Genomic DNA, 17,280 nt, shown 5'->3' with positions numbered 1-17,280 from the left:
TACAGCGTGGTGCTCCTGGACGAGGTCGAGAAGGCCCACCCGGAGGTCTTCGACGTCCTGCTCCAGGTCCTCGACGACGGCCGCCTCACCGACGGGCAGGGCCGGACGGTGGACTTCCGCAACACCATCCTGATCCTGACCTCCAACCTCGGAAGCCAGTACCTCGTCGACCGGTCGACATCGGTGGAGGACAAGCACACGCAAGTCATGGAGGTGGTCCGCTCGTCCTTCAAGCCGGAGTTTCTCAACCGCCTCGACGACCTCGTCGTCTTCTCCGCCCTGAGCAGGGACGAGCTGGCCCACATCGCCGAGCTCCAGATAGCAGGACTGGCCCGGCGGCTGGCCGACCGCCGCCTGACGCTGGACGTCACCCCCGAGGCCCTGGCCTGGCTCGCCGACAAGGGCAACGACCCCGCCTACGGGGCCCGGCCCCTGCGGCGCCTGATCCAGACGGCCATCGGCGACCGCCTCGCCAAGGAGATCCTCTCCGGCGAGGTCAAGGACGGCGACACCGTACGGGTCCACGCCGACGACGATCACCTGCTGATGGGAGCGAGGAGCGAAGCGGAGATGCCGCAGGCCTGAGGATCGCGGCGGGCCGCGCCGCGCCGCGCCGGGCCGGGATCAGACCTCGTACACGGGGGTGTTCCTGGCCCAGCGGGCCGCCTTCGTGCTGGTCCCGGCAGCGGTACTCGTCCCGGCGTCGGTGGTCATCGGCGGTACCAGCGCGCTGGGGATGACGTACTCCAGCTCCGCCGAGGCCCCGCCCCCGGCGCCGGCCTGCGGGCTGATGGTGTGCTCCTTGTGCGGCTTCCCCCGGGCCCACAACGCAAGGGCGTTGGGCTTCTTGTCCCATTCGACGCGGATGCGGACCGTCGCGCGGTTCCCGTACTGGAGCGCCCCCTCGCCGTACGACAGGGTGTCCGTCCGCTCCTGCCCCAGACTGCTGGTGTGGCCTTTTGCCCTCTCCCGCTTGTACGCGACCCCCGCCGTCGCGTTGCCGCCCAGCTGCTGGAGGCCCATCAGGGTGCCCGCGGTGCCGGTCGCGGAGAAGGTGGGCCCGGTGGTGAGGGTGTTGCTGTCGGCCAGGGAGCCCGTCGCCTTGTGAGCCGTGCCGACGGTGGCGTTCGGCAGGGAGACGGGCCCCGACGGACGGCCTTCGGGCAGCAGCGAGATCCATACCCGGCAGTCGTAGTTCCAGGTGTGGTTGCTGCCCGTCAGGTGCGCCAGCAGCTTCGCGCTGCGCCCGATGAAACTCGTCCCGAGGGCGATGAGGTGCTGCCCCGAGAGCACCTGCTCCAGCAGGTCGAAGTTCCGCGGGGTACGCAGGGCCTCGGGAAGCTTGGCGTGGACCTGCGCGAAGAGCTCGGTGTCGACGTGCAGGCTGCGGACCTGGCTGCTGAGGGGGAGGGGTAGGGGTTGTGGCTCGGGCTGGGGTATTGCGCGTGCGGGGGCACGAAAGGCCCTCCGGTTTTGCCGGGCACGCTCGAATGGGGTGCTGTAAACGGATCCGGGCATCGGTCACCACCGCACGGTCGACGTTTTCACACTGGTTGTGAGCAGTGTGGCACGGCAATCCGGCGTGCCGGATGGGACGAAAGTCCCGAAGGAGCAGACCCGGGAGGGGGATGACATCGACACTAGGCCAGGAAAAAGACGAAGACTGCACGAATCGGCCTTCATTCGCTTTTCTTACGGCCTTTTTAAGGGTGAGCTGAAGCGGGGTTAGGGAAAGGGGCGGACCAGCCGTTAAGTGGAGGCCTTCGGCCTCCGGCTGCCCCACACTCGGACGATCCGCCCCTTCCCCTGCCCCTTCCCTTGCCCCTTCACGCTCCGTGGGACCCTTCGTGAACCTGAAGAAGTGCGGCACCCTCCTGGGATCCGCCCTCGTCGTCTCCGGCCTGCTCGGCGACCCTCCGGCCGACGGCATCGACGACGAAGCCCGGCTCAAAGCGCTCGACGCCCACCTCCCCGAGTCCGGTGGGTCCGACGACTCCGGCTCAGGTGGTCGTGACCGTGGCGCGCGCCGGGGTGGAGCGAGAGCGCTGGAGCGCGGGACGACGCCGGGTCCGGGCGGGCTCCTTGACGCTCTGTGAGCGCGTGAGGGGGTTGATCTCGTGCCACGCGGCGTGCTCGCGGGCCGCCCCCGGCGCCCAGCCGACCGAGCCGTCGTACCACGGCCCGACCGTCCACTCCGTACGGGTGCCCGCGGGGACCACCGTCCCGCCGGGGCCCTGCCTCGTCCTGCGGCCGAAGTACCTCTGGCGGAACGAGCGCTGAGTCGCCGGCGCCGTCTGCATGGCCGCCTGCGCCATGGCGTCTCCCGCGTGCTCCCAGGAGTACTCCGCGAGGTAGCCGTAGAGCGTACGGGCCTCGTCCCACCGGCCGGACAGGTCCTGCCGGAGTCCCTCAAGGGCTTCGGCCCAGGCCTCGGGCACCGACTCGCCCTCATGGACGCGGACCACGCAGTTCCCGCCGCCCGGAGCCTTGTCGAAGAACCCGGCGGCGCCGCTCTCCGCGTTGACCAGTACGGGTATGCCGCGCCCGGCCGCCTCCGTGGCCACCAGTCCGAACCCTTCGTGCAGCGACGGCATGATCACCGCGTCCGCACGCTCACGGTCCTTGACGAGGTCGTCCGGATTCTTGGTGAAGGGCAGCAGCGTCACATTGCCTTCGGCGCCGTACTCCTTCACCTTGGCCACCCACTTCTGGTGCTCCGCGGGCTCCTTGACCGGATCGGGCCCTCCCCGGACCGTCAGGTGAAAAGTCGCTCCATGACGCTGCTTCAGGATCCCCATGGTGCGGATCGCGTTGTCGACGCCCTTGATCTCGTCCGTGGCCCGTCCCGGCAGGAGGAGGTCGACCCGCTCGGCACCGCCGTGCGGCCCCGCGATCAGTTCACCGATCTCCGTACCGGGTACGAACTCGTGCAGCCCCGGCACGTGCAGCACCTGATCGGACAGGCGCTCGCACTCGGCTGTGAGCAGCGCCCCCACACCCGTCACGAGGTCGGCCCGGTGCATGATCCTGCGCTCGGAAACGGCGTTCCTGGCGCCCTTCTCCCACCGGTTCTTGATCTTGTCCAGCCGCACGGGGCTGGTGTGCAGGAAGTGGATCAGCCGGGCGTCCGGGAACCACTGCTCCCGGATCGACTTGGCCGCCGGTCCCGAGAATCGGGAGTGGCCGATGACCAGTTGGAACGGTTCGTCTCCGGGCGCGAGTAGCCCGTACCCTGCCGGACTGCCCTTCACGAGGCTCTCCAGCGCTTCGCGCGGCTCGCGGCCGGGGGTGAAATCCGGAACGTTGACGATCCGCGTGTCGCCGTGCTGCCGACCCATGCTCGCGGCGTCGTACCGGTCGTCCGGGTCGACCGTCAGCAGTGTCACGTCGTGGCGCTGCGCCAGGCCCTTGCACAGCTCCATGTTGAACACCGGTACCCCGCCCAGGCCCAGTCCGCTGACGTCGGACAGGACCAGGATCCGCAATCGGGGCTGGTCCGGTTTGGTGGTCTCCACCTGCATGTTCGTCCTCTCCGGTCATGAGGCCGCACACCCCCTCCCGAGGAGAATGAAGCCCATGAGTGTATGTGACTCTCCATCAGCATCACTGGAGGTACGGGTCGGAATCCATGGACCAATGGCCCTAAAGGCCATGAACCGGGTCTCAGGTGGCGTTCCGGCCAAAGAAACGGACAGCCACCGTCTCTGTTCCGCGGATGCCTTGCACCGAACTGCCGTGGATGAACAGGCAAACGCGCCACGCCACCTGATGGATCGACGGCTGCATGTGGTGGCGTGAAGCAGCCCGGCTCCCTGTGAACACCTGGTTCCCGTTGCTACAGATGGGGCGACGATCACCAAGAACCAGAACCAGGAAGGTGCCCGAGATGTCGTCGAAGACGTCCACGTCCACGCCCGTACCCACCTCCACCTCCACCCCCACCCGGCCCGTCAACCGCGGCCTCCCGCCCCCCTCGTGGGAGGTGCGCGCCCTGCCGGCCGACCACTGGCCGTCGTTCTACGCCGCGGTGCTCGGCGCGTTCCACGAGACCGAACCGCAAGAGGCCACCGAGCTGTGGCGAACCCTCGCCGAGCCGCAGCGCTGCGTGGTCGTCCAGGACCGCGGCGCCATCATCGGCACCGCCGGGGCCTTCTCCTTCCGCATGACCGTCCCCGGCGGACAGCTCGTGGACACCGCCGGGGTGACCATGGTCAGCGTCCAGCCGACCCACCGACGGCGCGGTGTCCTCAGCACCCTGATGCGCCATCAGCTGGAGTCGCTCCAGCGCCAGGGCCAGCCGCTCGCGGTACTGACCGCTTCCGAGGCGCCGATCTACGGGCGGTTCGGCTACGGGGTCGCGGCCCGGCAGCTCTCCCTGGACATCGCCTCCCGCCGGGTCCGGATCCCCGCCCGGTCCGGCAGTGACGGTGCCGGCGGCGCCGATGTGGAGCTGACCGTGGAGGACCCGTACAAGGCCCTCGACGCCTGCGAGGAGTTCTACGCGCGTCAGGTCCCGCTGCGCCCGGGCATGCTGACCCGCGCCGACGGCTGGGAGCTGCTGCCGCTGCTCGACCCGCCCGCCTGGCGCCACGGCGCGTCCCCGCTCGAATGCGTCGTCGCCCGGGTCGACGGTGAAGTCGTCGGCTACGCCCGCTACGCGGTCGCCGTCGACTGGTCCCGCACCAACACGGCCGAAGGCACCGTACGGGTACGCGACATCGAGGCCCGCGACCCGCACGCCTACGCCACGCTGTGGCGCTTCCTGCTGGAGACCGACCTCACCTCCAGGGTGATCGCCCCGAACAGGCCCGTGGACGAACCGTTCCTGCACCTGGTGTCGGACGTCCGCCACTGCACGCCCACGGTGCTTGACAGCCTGTACGTGCGCGTGGTGGACGCCCCCGTCGCGCTGACCGCCCGCGCGTACGCCACCGAGATCGACCTGGTCCTGGAGATCGAGGACGTCCTGGCGCCCTGGAACCAGGGTCGTTGGCGGCTCACCGGGGACGCCTCCGGGGCGGTGTGCACCCGTACCTACGACGCCCCCGACCTCACCCTGGACGCCTCCGCGCTCGGCTCGGCGTACCTGGGCGGCGTCACCCTCACCGAACTGGCCGGCGCGGGCCGGGTCCGTGAGCACCGGCCCGGCGCGCTCACCGCCGCGACGACCGCCTTCGCCTCGGCCGCGGCCCCCTGGCTGCCGTACGCCTTCTGCCGCTCGCTGCTGCCGCGGCTGTGACTCCGGGGCCCGTCCTCCCCCCGGAGGACGGGCCCGCCCGCCGAGTCCTTCTTCCGTGGCTCCGCTACTGCGGCTTCGGGCCCTTCATCAGCTTGCTGAGCTGCTCCAGGGGGCCTTCCTTCATGCCCCGGACGTAGTCCCAGCCGTTGTGGTCGCCACCCTGGATCTCGTGGATCGAGACCTTGATCGGGCCCTTGCCGAACTGCTGCTGGAACTTCTCCATCCGCTCGCGACCGCCCTCCTTGGTGCCGTACTGGAAGAGGACGTTCACCTCGGGGCCCTTGTCGTTGATCAGCTTCGGGGCGAGCTTCTCGGGGTTGTTCGCGTCCATTTCCGCCTGGTGGCCCTTCCAGAGCGGGGAGTCCGGGACGATCTCGCCGCCGTTGGCGAGGACGGCCCGGAAGCGGTCCGGCTTCTGCAGGAGCTGCTTGAGGCCGACGAAGGCGCCGGAGGAGTTGCCCATGAAGGCCCAGCCGTCACGGGACTTGTAGGTACGGAAGTTGGCCCGGGCGAGGTCGGGTATGTCCTCGCCGATCCAGGTGCCCATCTTGGCCTGGCCCGGGATGTCGGAGCCGTCGTAGTAGAACTTGTTGTCCGGGTTGAGGATCGGCATGACCAGGATGAACGGGAGGCTCTTGCCGGCCGAGGCGCCCTCGGAGATGGCCTTCTGCAGACCCAGCTGCGGCATGGTCGCCCAGTAGTTGTCGGCGTTCCCGTTGCCCCCGGGCAGCGCGATCATGACCGGGAAGGCGCTCTTCGCGTACTCCGGCCGGTCGTACTCCTTGGGCGTCCACACCCAGACGCTGCCCTCGAAGCCGGACTTGGCGCCCTTCACCCGGGCCTTGGATATGCGGGTGCCGTCGTCCAGCTTGACCGTCTGCTTGAAGTCGGCGAACGGTCCGGCGGGGAGCGACACGTCGGGGTCCGCGCTCGGCGTCGGGGCCTGCTTCCCGCCGCCGGCCGCCTTGTCCTTGCCCGTGTCCGCCGCGGCGGGGGGCTTCGCGTAACTGACGGACTCGCCGTTCCCGTCGAACCAGTCCGTCTTCCAGAAGACCAATCCGGCGCCGGCCCCGGCGAGCAGGGCAACGGCCACCGCGGAGCCGATCCACACCTTCTTACGGGATCGCGTGGGCGGCTGCGGCTGCGGGTACTCGTGCACGAACGTCGCTCCGAACAGTTGCGGCTGCCCTCAGGGGCAGAACGGTTTGGTTCCTCGCTCCCTCTGATGCGTTTCGCGACCTTTAAGGTTGCAAAAATATGCAAAAAGATGTCGTTTCGGTTTCAAATTCCCGGCAGGTTCAGCACCAGATCGGGGCGGCGGCGCACCTCGGAGGTGTCGGCCGCGGCCAGCAGGTCCGCGACCGGGCCCGCTCCCGCGAGGACCGCTGCAGGTTCGAGGCAGTGCCAGGGAGCCAGGACCCGGGCGCGCGCGTGGGCCCGCGGATGCGGGAGCGTCAGGTCCGGGTCGTCGCAGACCAGGGCGGCGTACCCCACGAGATCGGCGTCGATGGTGTCCGGCCCGACCCGGTCCCCGCGACGCCGCTGGAAGGCCTCCTCTACGGCCTGGCAGCGATCGAGCAGGGTGGCCGGCGCCAGCACGGTGCGCACCAGCGCGACTGCACTGAGCACGGCGGAAGCCGGTCCGCTCCCGCCGCACGGCGCCTCGTAGACGGGGGAGACGGCCTCGACGACGAGCCCCGGGGTGTCGCCGAAAGCGTCGACTGCACCCTGGAGCGTCTCCATCCGGTTGCCGAGACACGCGCCGAGGGCGATCACGGCCGACTCGCTCCGCACGTAGTACATCGATGACTCCGGGATGTGGTGGAAGTGGCTGTCCGCCCGATTGTGGCCATGCAGAACGGCCCACCGGGTCGGCCGTCGGGATACGTCCTGTCGCCGAAAGGATGATCTTCGGCGCTGGGGCCTTTGGACGGCTCACTTGAAGGTGACGTCCGAGCAGGAGTAGAAGGCCTCCTCGCTCTGGAAGGATCCGTCGGGCTTCTTGAGGCCGTGCCAGATCGTGTAGATCATGTGCTTGCCCTTCTTCTCCGGCAGCTGAGCCGTGAAGTTGAACATCTTGCTCCCGAGGAACCCCGGGGCCGCCGCGACGGCCGCGGTGTTGTCGGCGCTGAGGAAGGGGGTGTCCTCCAGGTCCGACCACTTCAGCGGTTTCGTCGGGTCGTAGCCGTCCTTGGTCGCGTACATCTCCATGCGGTACGGGTTGTGCAGCGCGCTGATGTCATAGCGCAGGGTGTACTCCTGGCCGCTCGGCAGCGTCGTCGAGGGGAAGTCGGCGCGCGGCAGGTCCAGGCCCGCGAACTGCGCGTTGTTCGCGCTGCACAGCTTGCCGTCGGGGATGACGGCGCGGTGCTGCGGGGAGGACGTGGGGGTGGTGTGGTCCATGGCGCGGCCCTGGACGATGGACTTCCAGTCGCCGAGCTGGCCCGTGCTGATGTCCTTCGCGGCCCGGCAGGCCGGGTTCTTCGGGTTCCAGCCGTCCTTGGCGCAGACGACGGCGCGCCCGGCGGGGTCGCCGGTGGCGCCGTGCGCGGCGGCCGGGCCGGCGGCGAGGGTGGTCAGGGCCAGCGGGACGGCCCCGAAGGCGGCGGTGAGGACCGCGAGGCGGCGTCGGGTGGTCATGGCGGGATGCTCCTTGGCGGCGCGGTGGCGGGTGGGGGAGGGAAATGGGGAATACGGCCCGGGCGGACCGTCAGCGGCCGGTGGTGACGGTCTTCTCCTCGGAGAACGCGCTCCACTTGCCGTCGCCGAGCTTCGCCCGGATCTTCACCTTGAAGGTCCTGCCCGCCTTGTCCCCGACCAGGACCTCACGGGTGGCCGTACCGGACGGGATCGGCATCACCGGGTCGCCGGTGCCCCACATGAACGTCTGGGCGGGCTTGCCGTCCAGGTACACCTGGTACGTGCCGATCTGGCCCTGCCCAGTCGGCACGGACCACTTCAGGTTCAGGTAGTGCTGCGTGACGTTGCCGTTATGCTTGCTGCTCGCGGACGCCGTCAGGCCCCCCGGGGCGTTGCCGCCTCCGCCGCCCCCGTCGGGCGCCTTGTCGGTCCGTACGGCGGCCTCGTCGGTCGGCGCGGACTCCTTGCCCGCGGAATTCACCGCCGTCACCCGGAACTTGTACGCCGTGTCCGGGCTCAGGCCGCCCACCGTGGCGGTCGTGGCGCCGGCGTCCACGTCCTGCACCTTGGCGCCGTCGCGGTAGATCCGGTACCCGGTGACCCCGGCCGGGTCCCCGTCCCCGTCCTTGCCGGTCTGCCAGGTCAGGGAGGCCTGGTAGGGGCCGGACGCCTTGCCGTCGAGCTTCTTCGGGATGGTCGGGGCGGGACGGCCGGGGTCCGGGGCCTTCTTCGTCTTCAGCTGGATCTCCTTGCTGAAGGCGGAGGTCTTCCCGGACTCGGTGACCGCACGGACCTTGAACTTGTACGCCGTGTCCGGCGTCAGCCCCTCCACGTTCGTCATGGAGATGTCGCCCCCGACGGTCTTGACGGGCTTGCCGTCCTGGAAGACCTCGTACTTGGCGATCTTCGAGCCGAAACCGGTCGACGGCTTCCACATGACGTGGACCGTCCGGTGGTCGATGACGTACGAGCCGGTCTCCTCCGGAGCCGTCGGCGGCTCGGGGTCCTGCGACCCGCCCGAGCCGTTCACCTTGCAGCCGGTGATCTGCGGAACGGCCTTGCCGCCCGGGTTGATCCCGACGTTCACCAGACGCTCGCCCTTGGCGGGGACGGCGCCCCGGTCCTCGATCGGGGTGACCGTGACGCGCTTGCCGTTCTGGACGAGCTTGAACGCCCAGGGGTTGTCGATCGTGGCCTGGCCCTCCGAGACCTCGAACTCCAGCTTCCAGTCCTTGGCCGCGCTCTTGCCCTGGTTGCTGAGCGCGAGCCGCCCCGAAGCCCACCACTTGCCGGCGCCGTCGGCGACCCCGCAGGTGGTGCTGAGGTCGTTGTCGGAGCCGGCGTTCGCGGCGATGGGGATCGCCAGCGCCCCGAGTCCGAGGGAGACGGCGGCGCACGTGAGGACCATTCGCTTACGGGACATCGAAGATCAGAACCTCTGGTCGGGAGCATGTTCGGCCTGCGGCCACAAGATCGACACTAGGTTCCGTTGTGCAGCAAAAATGACAGGATGCCCCGTTGTTCGGGTTCCTTATAGTCCCGTTAAGGGTCGGATATGACGCCCATAGGGTGCGCCTCGCGGCGTGAGGGTCGCGCGGTGATCAACATCCTGGTCGGCCGAAAAGGTGAGTCGCCCGGGGGGCGCTTGCGTGAAGGTGGATGGAGGGCCTCCGCCCCCATCCACCCCACCCCGCACGAGAGGTGACCCATGTTCAGCTTCACGCACAAGCGCAACGTCGTGGACCCCGGTATCGAGTTGACCTACAGGGGCAAGCAGAGCCAGGCCAAAGCACGCGGCAAGGCCCGCCAGGTCGACGATCAGGTGCGCGAGTACCTGAAGAAGGGCGGGGGAGGGCCGTTCGCCGGGAACGGCCTCGGCGGCAAACTCGCGGACTTCTGCACCGCGTACGGGATCACCGGCGAGGGACGTAAGGACTTGGCCCGCCAGCTCCTGGAGCGCGCGATGCGGGACCGGAGCGACATGCGCCGGGCCGACCAGCAGCGCATCGCCGGGTGGGAGAAGGAGGCGAAGGCGCACGCGCAGCGCGTCCTGGACCAGGCGCCCGCCTGGTTCTACGGGAGCGAGCTGGGATGCGCGTACATCGCCCAGCTCTTCCGCCTCTGCAACCGCGCCCCCGAGCAGGACCTCGCGGACGCGCCGTCCGTCGAACGACTGGTCAAGGAGCTGAAGAGGACGCTCCAGGGGCAGGGGCGCGACGCCGAGGTCGACGCGATGATGCCGGTCTTCGCGCAGATCCTGGGCATGCCGAAGGAGAAGGCGGCCGCCTACTTCCGGGCCGAGTTCAAGGCCCCGGGCGGGCGGCTGGACGGTACGTACTACCGCGCCGAGGTGCTGTCATGCCTCGACTGCGAGGAGGGGGACGTGCTGCGCACCCAGGCCCCGACCTCGATCTCCGGCAAGCGGGAGAAGGCGGAGGACTTCTTCGAGCACCGCAAGAAGTACCGCGGCGCCTCCGGCGTCGACGTCCTGTACGTCTTCGACGCACCGCAGGCCAAGCGGCTGCGCACGGCCCTGGACGTATCGAGTACCGGCGAGGGCGAGGCGGTCGTCCCGGACCGCGCGTTCTTCCGCGTGACCAAGGTGCTCCGGCAGGGCTCCCGGGTGGAGGTCCACCTGACCCCGATCCGCTCGGAGCAGGCGAGCAGGACCCCGTGGAGCTGGCTGGGCCACGACGCCGGCCTGCGCCTCCCGGCCCGGCGCTGACCGGGAAGCTGCCGCGTGGAACCCGCGGGGACCAAGGACCCTTGATCCACTCGGACCGCGCTGCCACGCTCGGAATCTCATTCCAGGGATCCGGAACCGGAACCGGACCCGTACCGGAAAGAGGCGGACGTGCCACTGACCCCCGCAGCCACGGCCAAGGCGCCGGCCCGCAGGAACGCGCAGCCCCCTGGCCGCGAGAGCGCCGAAGGCACGGCCACCGGGCAGGTGAAGCACGAGCCGACCCCGGCCGAGTGCGCGCAACTGGCGCACTGGGTCGGCGGCGGGGGCACGACGCCCGGCCACGGCGAGGCACTGCGCATGCTCGGCTCCGTCGGGAACAACTGGGTGGCGGCGAAGGGCGCGTACGTCGGGAGGGACGGCGCCCCCATGCTCACCCTCACCGGCTTCCGGCGCCCCTACGTCGACGAACTGCTCAAGGCGCTCCTGCGGAACCATCCCGGCGCCTTCCTCGCGGCGCCGGGCAGTGACAACGAGACGTCCGACTACGACGTCGCCGTGCTCGGCGGCGAGGGGACCTGGGCGGTCCTGCGGGAATTCAACAACATCATGCGCGAGGTGTGGGGGACCGAGTCCGGAATCACCTTCGATACCAACGTCTACGTCGACCTGGCCGTGCCGCCCACCAGCCGCCTGCCGTCCAGCGCCGATTCCTGGCAGATGAAGGGCGGCCGGCCCAATACGGATCCGGAATGGGTCCGGGTCCAGGAGACGGCCTCGCTCGCGAAGATGCGCCGCTTCATGTCCGCGGGGGATTGGCAGCGCTTCACCCGCGGGATCAGGGACGAGGTCATGGCCGCATCCGGCGCCGGAGACGGAGGCCGGCCGGTGGCCGCCCGGTTCGAGCAGACCCGCCGCACGGACTCCCTCTTCGGCGCCGCCGACGGCCTCTACCGTGCGTACGTCCGCGACCTCGCCCGCCTGCTCCGAGCCCGCGGGCACGGTGCGGATCGTCCCGCGATGGACGACGAGCGCCTCGTCACGCACCTGGAGCACCACGACGAGAACGCCGTGATGGAAGCCAGGAACGTCCTGTACGCCGTCCACATGCGCGGCGCGCAGAACCTGGCCCGCTCCTTCGTCCGTCGCGGCCCGTCCGCCGCGGGCGATCCCGCACCCCGTTCCAAGCCGAACGTCGCGGACCTCAACGCGCGGGCCCAGATCTACGCCATGGAGGCGTACCACTCCGCCGGCGCGGTCTTCGACGTGGTCCACCGCCAGCAGGCGGGCAAGGTCACCGCCGAGGAGCTGTCCGAACCCGACTACGGGCAGTCGTTCAACGAGCAGGTGGGCGACGCGCTCAAGGACCTCACCCACTACGGGAGCGACCCCGGCAAGGCCTTCTACCAGAGCTCGAAGTACGTCTACCGGATGACGCTCGCGGCCGACAAGATCCTGGAATACGGCGGGGGTTCACTGCCCCCGCAGGCGGAGGAACTCCTCGCTGCCCTCCGGCATCTGAGCTCCAAGACCGGGGTACTCCAGCGCATCCGCAACGGTGCCGACAAGGAGTTCGCATCCCTGACGGAGGACCAGAGGTCGGCCCGCGCCCGCACGGAGACGCTGGGCCTGCTGGGCACCGATTCCCTCGACGAGTTCCGCCGCCGCCTCCTCGACCTGGCCCGCGCTGTCCTCGTCATGCGCTACTCGCGCCCCTGACGCGGTCCGCCCGGTCGTGGCATCACCACGGCCGGGCGAACGGGCAGCCCCGGACCCCGGACCCGGCTCCCGAGACCACATCGGGCCTACTCGGCCTTGATCGCCTCCAGGGGGTTCAGCCGCGCCGCCCGGCGCGCCGGCCAGAGCGCGGCCAGGATGCCGATGAGCAGGGCCACGGCGAGGAAGGCGCCGATCCGGCCCCAGGGGATGACCAGTGCGTACTGGGGGAAGCTCTTGACGACCAACTGCCCAGCGAAGGCGGCGATGAGGGTGCCGAGTCCGATGCCGAGCGCCGCGCCGAACAGTGAGATGACCACCGACTCCAGTCGGATCATCAGCTTGACGCCTCGCTGCTGGAGCCCGACCGCCCGCAGCATCCCGATCTCCCGGGTCCGCTCGAAGACGGACAGGGCAAGGGTGTTCACGATGCCCAGCACGGCGATCAGTACGGACATCGCGAGCAGGCCGTAGAGCATGTTGAGGGTCATGTAGATGTTCGCCTGTGCGTCCTTGCGCATCGCGTCCCGGTCCTTGACCTGGACCAGCGGACTGTCGCCCGCGGCCTTGGCGAGCGCCGGGGTCAGATCACCGGCCCCCGCTGCGGCCTTGACCAGCATCGTCATGGCATGCACCTTCTCGCCGCCGAGGTGCGGGGTGACGGTGCCCGTCGTGGCGACGGCCGTACGAGAGAGCGGTTCCCCCTCCGTGCTGTAGATGCCCGCGACCTCCAGGTGGCCCGAGGTCCGGTCCGGATAGGGCACCTCGATCCGGGAGCCGACGTTGGCGTTCAGCATCCGCGCAGCATGGTCGGGAAGCAGCACCGTACCCTCGCGCAGCCCGTCGATCGAGCCGGACAGCATCTTCAGGTTCACCAGTTGGCGGTAACCGGCCGGGTCGACCAGTTGGAGTGGCATGCCGTACTCGTACGCGGCCGTGGGCCGGGTGCGGGCCTCCTGCAAGGCGGTGGACGCGCCCACTCCGGGCGTCTTGGCCACGGCGGAGACCTGCGCTGCGTCGAGGCCGACCCCGTTGGACGTACTCAGCACGTAGTCGGCCCGCTGGTCCTTCTCCGCCATCTTGTCCAACCCGCCCTGGACGGACAGCGCGCCCACGGTGACCGAGGTCATCAGGGCCAGCCCGACCATCAGCGCCGAGGCGGTGGCCGAGGTGCGCCGCGGGTTGCGCGCCGCGTTCAGCGCGGCGAAGGCGCCGCAGATCCCGAAGATCCTGCGCAACGGAGCACCGGCCAGGGTGAGCAGCGGGCCCGCCAGCAGCGGGGTCAGGGCGATGGCTGCGATCAGGAGCAGGAACCCGCCGGCCATGACCGGCTGCTGGCCCGTGATGTCGCGGGTGGCCGCGCCCATGGCCAGCAGGGCCAGTGCGACGGCCGCGAGTACGCCGCCCAGAACGGCGCGGACAGCCAGGCTCCGGCCCTTGGCCGGGGTCTCCACGGTGGACAGCGCCTGCACCGGCGCGATACGGGCGGCCCGCCGGGCCGGCAGCCAGGCGGCCGCCATCGTGACCAGCACGCCGACCGCCAGCGCGCACAGCAGGGAGGTCGGAGAGACGACCAGGGGTCCCTCGGGCAGCGAACCGCCGAACCCGTTGATCAGCTTGGGCAGGCCGACGGCGATCCCGGTGCCCAGTACGAAGCCGGCCACCGAGGAGACCACCCCGATCAGGAAGGACTCGGCCAGGATCGCCCGGGTGACCTGCTTGCGGGTGGCTCCCACCGCGCGGACCAGGGCGATCTCGCGCGTGCGCTGGGTCACCAGCATCGTGAAGGTGTTGGCGATGGTGAAGGCCCCGACGAACAGGGACACCCCGGCGAAGCCCAGCAGCAGGATGTTCAGCTGCCGGGTCGTCTTGGCGAGGCTCTTCGCCTGCTGCGCGGCCAGCACTTCGCCGGTCTCCACCCGGATGCCGTCCGGTACCAGCTCCTGGATCCTGTCGGCCAGCGCACGCTGGCCGGTGCCCTTCGCGGCGGTGACGGTGATCTGGGTGAACTGGCCCGGCTTGGCGAACAGCGCCTGCGCGGTGGCGGTGTCGTAGAGGGTGAGGCTGGCGCCCAGGGCGAACGAACCGTCGTTCGCGGCGGTGATGCCGACGAGCTTCTTCTGCTGGGTCGGACCGTCGGTCACCACACGTACGGTGTCGCCCAGGCGGAAACCGCCCTTGCGTGCGGTCTCCTGATCCACCGCGATCTCGCCCGGGCCCGTGGGTGCGCGTCCCGAGAGCAGCGGGTGGCGGGCATCACGGCCGTCGGTACCCGCGATGTGGTTGGCGCCGACGCTGCTGTACTCGCCGCCGATGAGTTTGTTCTTGTGGTCGACGACCCCGGAGAAACCGCTGACTTCGGCACGCACGGCCTGTACTCCCGGCAGGCCGGAGATTTCCTTGGCGACCTTGTCGTTCAGCAGGGGCGGGGCCTCCTCGGCCATGGCCCGACCGCCGGGAATCCGGTCCGCCGTCACCTGGACGGAGACCCCTTCGAGGTCCTGGCCCACGGCCTTCTTGCGCACGGAGGCATAGGAGTCGCCGAACATCAGGGTGCCGGAGACGAAGGCGATGCCACAGACCACGGCGAGAGCGGTCATCAGCAACCTGAGCTTGTGCGCGAGGATGTTGCGCCATGCGGTGCGGAACACGGGAAACCATTCCTGGAATTCGAGCCTGAGCGGGGGATCCATTCACCCTGCCGGACGAATCCGCTTCCGAGCCTCAATCTCCGGGCCCCACCCGCGGCAGCATTCAGGGCTACTTTGCCCGCCCCTTGATCATCCTTTCGGATGAGAATCCGCTCAATTGCGGGAGCGGAGTCCAATTCGCGCTCGGCCGACGGGCCTTCGGGGCACTCGGGCAGGCCGGACCGGCGCAGTGTCCGAGGCGCTGTCCGGTCGGGCCGGGGGCAGGCGCGCGAAGCGCGGTGGGGGCGTGCGGCCGTCCTTCCTGCTTCTGCTTGCCCGCTCACCGGGGCGTTTCCCTGGTTCCCTCAAGCGGCGCTGGGAAGCATGGGTTCATGATCATCACACGCAATACACGCAATTCCATGCCGACGGCGCGTCTCGGCCGTGTGGCCCTTGCCGTTGGTACCGCTCTCGCCCTCTTCACCGCGCTGCCCGCCAGCAGCGCCCATGCCGCCACCGGCACGTTCTTCTACCACTCGCCCGAGTCGGGGGACCTGGAGATGGAGGACCCGGACAACGACGAGTGCCGGCTCCTCCTCCAGGGCGCGACCAGCGCCTCCAACCAGACCAACGCCTCCGCCGCCCTCTACTTCGACCGCGGCTGCGAGGAACCGAGGAGCACCCTCCGGCCGGGCCAGACCGCGCGCTTCTCCGTGAGCATCCCCCACAGCGTGAAGTTCGGCCGCTAGCGCGGGGTGAGGACGCAGAACTCGTTGCCCTCCGGGTCGGCCAGGACCGTCCACGGGACGTCGCCCTGGCCGAGGTCGACGTCCGTGGCGCCGAGGGCCCGCAGCCGGGACACCTCCGCCGCCTGGTCGTCTCCGGGGTACGGGCGGAGGTCGAGATGGATGCGGTTCTTCACGGTCTTCGCATCGGGTGTGCGGATGAATTCGAGATACGGGCCGACTCCCTTGGCGGAGCGCAAAACCGCCTGATCGTCCGTCACCTCGTACAGGGTCCAGTCCATGGCCCCGCCCCAGAACCGGGCCATGGCGCGCGGGTCCGCGCAGTCCACCACCACTGCTGCCATCGGCCCGGTGTCCCGGTAGACCTCCCGGGGCTCCAGCACGCAGAACTCGTTGCCCTCCGGGTCGGCCAGGACCGTCCACGGCACGTCGCCCTGACCCACGTCGGCGGGCGTCGCACCGAGGGTCCGGAGGCGCGCGACCAGCTCTGCCTGATGGGCCGCGGAGGTGGTGGCAAGGTCGATGTGCACACGGTTCTTGACCGTCTTGGGTTCCGGGACGCGAACGACGTCGATGTAGATGGCGACGGGGTCGGGATAGACAAGACCCACGGGTTCGACGTTGGACACGCCGGGTTCCTCGCTGGAAAGGCCCCAGCCGAGCACCTCCGCCCAGAACCGACCGACCGTGGAGTCGTTCCGAGCATCCATCGCGATTTGAACAAGCCGTGTCGCCATGCCGCCGACCTTAGCCATCTGGCGGGTGCGGCGAGCTGCGGCAGGCAGGCCACCGGTCGCGGATTGGTCTTGGCGGCCGAACGGTACGGCGGGGGAGACTCGGAAGATCCATTCCGTACTTCGAGGAGGAACCGTGACGCAGGTGGCCGTGGTTACGTTCGACGGGTTCAACGAGCTCGACAGTTTCATTGCGTCCGCGCTGATCAACCGGTGCCGCAAGGACGGCCTGGAAGCCTTCATCACGACGCCGACGCCCGTGGTCACCTCCATGAGCGGCGTCGAGGTATCCGGGCAGCGTCCGATGGAGTTCCTGGCCGAAGCCGATGTCGTGCTGATCGGAAGCGGGGTGAAGACGCGAGAGGTGATCGCCGACGACCGGCTGGTCTCCAGACTGCCCCTCGACCCCTCGCGACAGCTGATCGGCGCGCAGTGCTCCGGCGCGCTGGTGCTCGCGCGGCTCGGGCTGCTGGGCTCCATGCCGGCCTGCACGGACAGGATGAGCCGGCCCTACGTCGAAGCCATGGACGTCACCGTGCTGGACGTGCCGTTCCACGCCGAGGGGAACATCGCCACGGCGGGCGGCTGCCTGGCGTCCCAGTACCTCGCCACGTGGGTGATCAGCCGGACGCTCGGCGAGGAGGCCGCGCGCGACGTCCTCGACTACGTGGCTCCGGTCGGAGAGAACCAGGAGACCGTCGAACGCGCCCTGCGCGCCATCCGTACGGGCGAGGCAGCGCTGCGCTGACGCCGACCGCGAGCCGACTGCCGACGGCGCGCACGGGTACGGCTTTGCGACACCGGCAATCGTCCGAGTTGCGTCTGTCCCCGTACCGAGGGGCGGTGGAAGCCTGAACGCGCACGGTCCGCACCCGTCCGCCCCGACGACAAC

The 17,280-nt window shown here is 69.8% G+C and carries 15 protein-coding genes; 6 read left to right on the top strand and 9 right to left on the bottom strand.

Going from position 1 to position 17,280, the window contains the following annotated elements:
- A partial coding sequence (locus AB0M99_RS04490; RefSeq protein ID WP_365917153.1) for an AAA family ATPase occupies nucleotides 1-585 on the top strand: 585 nt, incomplete at its 5' end.
- A gap of 39 nt (nucleotides 586-624) precedes the next feature.
- Here the strand turns inward: AB0M99_RS04490 and AB0M99_RS04485 are convergent.
- From AB0M99_RS04485 to AB0M99_RS04475, 3 genes are all read right to left on the bottom strand, one after another.
- Nucleotides 625-1,518: a hypothetical protein gene (locus AB0M99_RS04485; protein WP_365917152.1), complete on the bottom strand. Its 894-nt coding sequence runs from the start codon at nucleotides 1,516-1,518 to the stop codon at nucleotides 625-627.
- A gap of 482 nt (nucleotides 1,519-2,000) precedes the next feature.
- Nucleotides 2,001-3,515, bottom strand: coding sequence for a glycosyltransferase family 4 protein (locus AB0M99_RS04480; RefSeq protein WP_365917151.1), 1,515 nt, complete (start codon nucleotides 3,513-3,515; stop codon nucleotides 2,001-2,003).
- Nucleotides 3,516-3,663: 148 nt separating this feature from the next.
- Complete coding sequence (locus tag AB0M99_RS04475; protein WP_365917150.1) at nucleotides 3,664-3,912, bottom strand: hypothetical protein; 249 nt, start codon at nucleotides 3,910-3,912, stop codon at nucleotides 3,664-3,666.
- Here AB0M99_RS04475 and AB0M99_RS04470 point away from each other — a divergent pair.
- Nucleotides 3,887-5,239, top strand: a complete 1,353-nt coding sequence (locus tag AB0M99_RS04470) for a GNAT family N-acetyltransferase (RefSeq protein WP_365917149.1) — start codon at nucleotides 3,887-3,889, stop codon at nucleotides 5,237-5,239. The two genes, AB0M99_RS04475 and AB0M99_RS04470, sit on opposite strands and share 26 nt — an antisense overlap.
- A 64-nt stretch (nucleotides 5,240-5,303) precedes the next feature.
- Here AB0M99_RS04470 and AB0M99_RS04465 read toward each other — a convergent pair whose 3' ends face one another.
- From AB0M99_RS04465 to AB0M99_RS04450, 4 genes are all read right to left on the bottom strand, one after another.
- Nucleotides 5,304-6,398 carry an alpha/beta hydrolase-fold protein gene (locus AB0M99_RS04465; RefSeq protein WP_365917148.1) on the bottom strand — a complete coding sequence of 365 codons (1,095 nt, stop codon included), beginning with the start codon at nucleotides 6,396-6,398 and terminating at the stop codon, nucleotides 5,304-5,306.
- Between the two features lie 122 nt (nucleotides 6,399-6,520).
- On the bottom strand, nucleotides 6,521-7,042 hold the full coding sequence (gene folK, locus AB0M99_RS04460; protein WP_365917147.1) for a 2-amino-4-hydroxy-6-hydroxymethyldihydropteridine diphosphokinase: 522 nt from the start codon (nucleotides 7,040-7,042) through the stop codon (nucleotides 6,521-6,523).
- Nucleotides 7,043-7,174: 132 nt separating this feature from the next.
- A complete protein-coding gene (locus AB0M99_RS04455; RefSeq protein ID WP_365917146.1) occupies nucleotides 7,175-7,879 on the bottom strand; it encodes a lytic polysaccharide monooxygenase in 705 nt (234 codons plus the stop codon).
- Nucleotides 7,880-7,949: 70 nt separating this feature from the next.
- The gene (locus AB0M99_RS04450; protein WP_365917145.1) at nucleotides 7,950-9,302 is read right to left on the bottom strand and encodes a fibronectin type III domain-containing protein; all 1,353 of its coding nucleotides are present in this window, start codon (nucleotides 9,300-9,302) and stop codon (nucleotides 7,950-7,952) included.
- Nucleotides 9,303-9,587: 285 nt separating this feature from the next.
- Here AB0M99_RS04450 and AB0M99_RS04445 point away from each other — a divergent pair, with 285 nt between their 5' ends.
- Together AB0M99_RS04445 and AB0M99_RS04440 are read left to right on the top strand one after the other, a co-directional pair.
- Entirely contained in the window at nucleotides 9,588-10,604 is a 1,017-nt protein-coding gene (locus AB0M99_RS04445) for a hypothetical protein (RefSeq protein ID WP_365917144.1), read from the top strand.
- 129 nt (nucleotides 10,605-10,733) lie between these two features.
- Nucleotides 10,734-12,281 carry a hypothetical protein gene (locus AB0M99_RS04440; protein WP_365917143.1) on the top strand — a complete coding sequence of 516 codons (1,548 nt, stop codon included), beginning with the start codon at nucleotides 10,734-10,736 and terminating at the stop codon, nucleotides 12,279-12,281.
- An 86-nt stretch (nucleotides 12,282-12,367) separates the two neighbouring features.
- Here AB0M99_RS04440 and AB0M99_RS04435 read toward each other — a convergent pair whose 3' ends face one another.
- On the bottom strand, nucleotides 12,368-14,929 hold the full coding sequence (locus AB0M99_RS04435; protein WP_365917142.1) for an FtsX-like permease family protein: 2,562 nt from the start codon (nucleotides 14,927-14,929) through the stop codon (nucleotides 12,368-12,370).
- 401 nt (nucleotides 14,930-15,330) lie between these two features.
- On the opposite strand from AB0M99_RS04435, the gene AB0M99_RS04430 reads away from it, so the two are divergent.
- Nucleotides 15,331-15,657 (top strand): hypothetical protein, encoded by a 327-nt coding sequence (locus AB0M99_RS04430; protein WP_365917141.1) that lies wholly within the window; start codon nucleotides 15,331-15,333, stop codon nucleotides 15,655-15,657.
- Here the strand turns inward: AB0M99_RS04430 and AB0M99_RS04425 are convergent.
- On the bottom strand, nucleotides 15,654-16,391 hold the full coding sequence (locus AB0M99_RS04425) for a VOC family protein (protein ID WP_365917140.1): 738 nt from the start codon (nucleotides 16,389-16,391) through the stop codon (nucleotides 15,654-15,656). The genes AB0M99_RS04430 and AB0M99_RS04425 overlap by 4 nt on opposite strands.
- Before the next feature lie 133 nt (nucleotides 16,392-16,524).
- Here AB0M99_RS04425 and AB0M99_RS04420 point away from each other — a divergent pair, with 133 nt between their 5' ends.
- On the top strand, nucleotides 16,525-17,136 hold the full coding sequence (locus AB0M99_RS04420; RefSeq protein ID WP_365917139.1) for an AraC family transcriptional regulator: 612 nt from the start codon (nucleotides 16,525-16,527) through the stop codon (nucleotides 17,134-17,136).
- Nucleotides 17,137-17,280: the final 144 nt, after the last annotated feature.

The organism is Streptomyces sp. NPDC051183 (assembly GCF_040682455.1).
GTDB lineage: Bacteria > Actinomycetota > Actinomycetes > Streptomycetales > Streptomycetaceae > Streptomyces.
Note: the sequence above shows the minus strand (reverse complement) of the source record. Positions and strands in the feature narration are given on the sequence as shown.

Coding starts and splice junctions, on each gene's coding strand:
- AB0M99_RS04485 (WP_365917152.1), bottom strand. CDS start 1,518: ATGCCCGGATCCGTTTACAGCACCCCATTCGAGCGTGCCCGGCAAAAC.
- AB0M99_RS04470 (WP_365917149.1), top strand. CDS start 3,887: ATGTCGTCGAAGACGTCCACGTCCACGCCCGTACCCACCTCCACCTCC.
- folK (WP_365917147.1), bottom strand. CDS start 7,042: ATGTACTACGTGCGGAGCGAGTCGGCCGTGATCGCCCTCGGCGCGTGT.
- AB0M99_RS04455 (WP_365917146.1), bottom strand. CDS start 7,879: ATGACCACCCGACGCCGCCTCGCGGTCCTCACCGCCGCCTTCGGGGCC.
- AB0M99_RS04450 (WP_365917145.1), bottom strand. CDS start 9,302: ATGTCCCGTAAGCGAATGGTCCTCACGTGCGCCGCCGTCTCCCTCGGA.
- AB0M99_RS04445 (WP_365917144.1), top strand. CDS start 9,588: ATGTTCAGCTTCACGCACAAGCGCAACGTCGTGGACCCCGGTATCGAG.
- AB0M99_RS04430 (WP_365917141.1), top strand. CDS start 15,331: ATGCCGACGGCGCGTCTCGGCCGTGTGGCCCTTGCCGTTGGTACCGCT.
- AB0M99_RS04425 (WP_365917140.1), bottom strand. CDS start 16,391: ATGGCGACACGGCTTGTTCAAATCGCGATGGATGCTCGGAACGACTCC.